General features: G+C 37.9%; 2 protein-coding genes and 1 tRNA gene. 2 read left to right on the top strand and 1 reads right to left on the bottom strand.

Features of this window, described 5'->3' with window-relative positions; genetic code table 11:
* Positions 1-286 precede the first annotated feature (286 nt).
* Positions 287-357 (top strand) — tRNA-Gly (locus DXA97_RS19595).
* A gap of 91 nt (positions 358-448) precedes the next feature.
* Here DXA97_RS19595 and DXA97_RS19590 read toward each other — a convergent pair.
* Positions 449-1,519, bottom strand: a complete 1,071-nt coding sequence (locus DXA97_RS19590) for a site-specific integrase (RefSeq protein WP_182436968.1) — start codon at positions 1,517-1,519, stop codon at positions 449-451.
* Between DXA97_RS19590 and DXA97_RS19585 the strand changes: the two genes are divergently transcribed.
* Positions 1,489-2,091, top strand: a complete 603-nt coding sequence (locus DXA97_RS19585; protein WP_118721448.1) for a Type 1 glutamine amidotransferase-like domain-containing protein — start codon at positions 1,489-1,491, stop codon at positions 2,089-2,091. The two genes, DXA97_RS19590 and DXA97_RS19585, sit on opposite strands and share 31 nt — an antisense overlap.
* Positions 2,092-2,205: the final 114 nt, after the last annotated feature.

Below are 2,205 nucleotides of genomic sequence, written 5' to 3'. Positions count from 1 at the left end.
ACCGAAGCCATCAACAAGATTGACGGTGCATCCGCAGAAGTCAGCCTGCACGGCAAAAAAGCCGTGGTAAGCTATGACCGCGAGCTGGATGAAGCACTGCTCAAAAAAACGATTGAGGATGCCGGGTATAAGGTGGAAGCGATCAAATAACAATTTGATTAACTTTAATAGGGCCGTGTGAGTTGCCTTTCGGCAACTCACACGGCCCTTGTCATATGTTAATATTGTTAAAAATTGTGATTGCATTTTTGAAAATTTTATGATATGATAACTTTCGTCGTGAGACGCGGGTGTAGTTCAATGGTAGAACACCAGCCTTCCAAGCTGGATACGTGGGTTCGATTCCCATCACCCGCTCTTTTTTTGTTAAAGGAAACCAATAAAATCAATGGTTTCCCTTTTTTATTGCTCATCGTATCGTTGGTACGATTGGTACGGTTGCTCAAAACTATAATGCAAGTGCCAAATTGATAGCTTCTGCTTGTTCCTTTTTAGTCTTTCTTTCAAAAGAATAATAATCGTATGTTGTAGATAAATGCCTATGACCAGCAAATTTTTGTGCGGTACGTGCATTTAAAGATGGAGAATCTAACAATGTACTGATTGCAGTTTTGCGACATTTATTTGGACTTTTTGTTATGGTATCAAGTCGAGTACATAATTTGCGCAATTTTCTATCTGCGGCATTATAGCTTAAGCGATAATCATATTTCGGATTTGCATTTTGGAATATCCATTCGGCAGTAAAGTTATGAAGTTTGTTATATTCTTTAACACGTTCAAGAATACGTAGAGCTTCGTCCGTTAGTGGGATGTCTCGATTGCTTGATTCTGATTTGGTTTTTTGCTTTACCCCATCATTATTAGCCTGTCTGCGAATATACAAACGTCCATTTTTAATATCAGACCATTTCAGCCCACAACGCTCTCCAATACGTAGCCCTGTTTCAAAAAGAAACAAGATTTGCAAACCAGCACTTGTTGGTTGCTTTTGGTAGCGTTCTAAATCTTCATAAATCATAAGCTTAATTTGTCTGCGTTCATCATCAGTAAAAACTTGTGATTCATCGGAAGGAGTTGGAGTTGTTACAAAAAGTTCCTTTTTTAATTTTTTGCGAGCTTTTTGCCATACATTGGCTTCTACAATCGCAATATTTTCATCAGACGCATATTCATAACATTGATTGATAATAGTAAATATGCGACTAAATTTTTTCTTGTCTGGCTGATGCTTAATCATAAGTGCTTCTGCCCATGTTCGCAATTCCAATGATGTGATTTTTGAAAAAGGTTTTTTAATAATATCTTTCGATATAGGTTCATTGGCATAATAGGCAGACCACTCACTTTCAAGGCGTTTGATATTTTCTGCGTTGTATGGTGTGGTTTTCCATGCGAGCCATTTGTGATATAACTGCTCAAAAGTGATATGATATAATTGATATATTAAGGAATGAATAAAATTAGAATTTATAAAGGAGAATATTGATGAAACTATTTTTATGTTCGCACTTTTCAAGTGTGGGAAGTCTGATAAAGGAAGAAATTGAAAATAAGAAAGTCGCATTTATTACAACAGCTTCACTGCGTGAAGGCTACACCGGTTATGTCGGCTCGGCTCGAAAATTATTTAAAAAGTTGGGAGCAATCGTAACTGAAATTGATATTTCAACGGAGGCTTATTCAACGATACAGTCTGTTTTTGAAGAAGCAGATGTGATATATTTTACCGGCGGAAATTCTTTCTTTCTTATGGACCAGCTCCGTAAAACGGGAACTGATGGGCTACTGAAAAAGGAATTGGCAAATGGAAAATTGATGATCGGCGAGTCGGCAGGCGCAATTATATGCGCTCCAAGCATCCAATATATCGAGCAAATGGATGAAAAGCCAGAGGACTACTCACAAGAAGATGATGCAGGGCTTGATTTGATTGATTTCTATGTTCTTCCGCATTATCTTACAGCACCATTTAAGAAAGTTACCGAGAAAATAATGACTGAGTTTTCGGATTTGAATCTATGCCCAATTAACAACAGTCAGGGAATTGTAATTGATGGTGAAGGTTCAAAGGTTATTTGCAAAGACTAATTTGAAAATTCCAGTTGTGCGCCCAGCTAAGGGTGTGTAGTCAAGCCGGTGGGAATCCGGTTTATCCAAGGTTTAGCCAACCAGATAATAGCGAGTCTTGGGATGATGTCGGTA

This window comes from Clostridium sp. OF09-36, from assembly GCF_003481985.1.
GTDB lineage: Bacteria > Bacillota > Clostridia > Lachnospirales > Lachnospiraceae > Brotaphodocola.
Note: the sequence above shows the minus strand (reverse complement) of the source record. Positions and strands in the feature narration are given on the sequence as shown.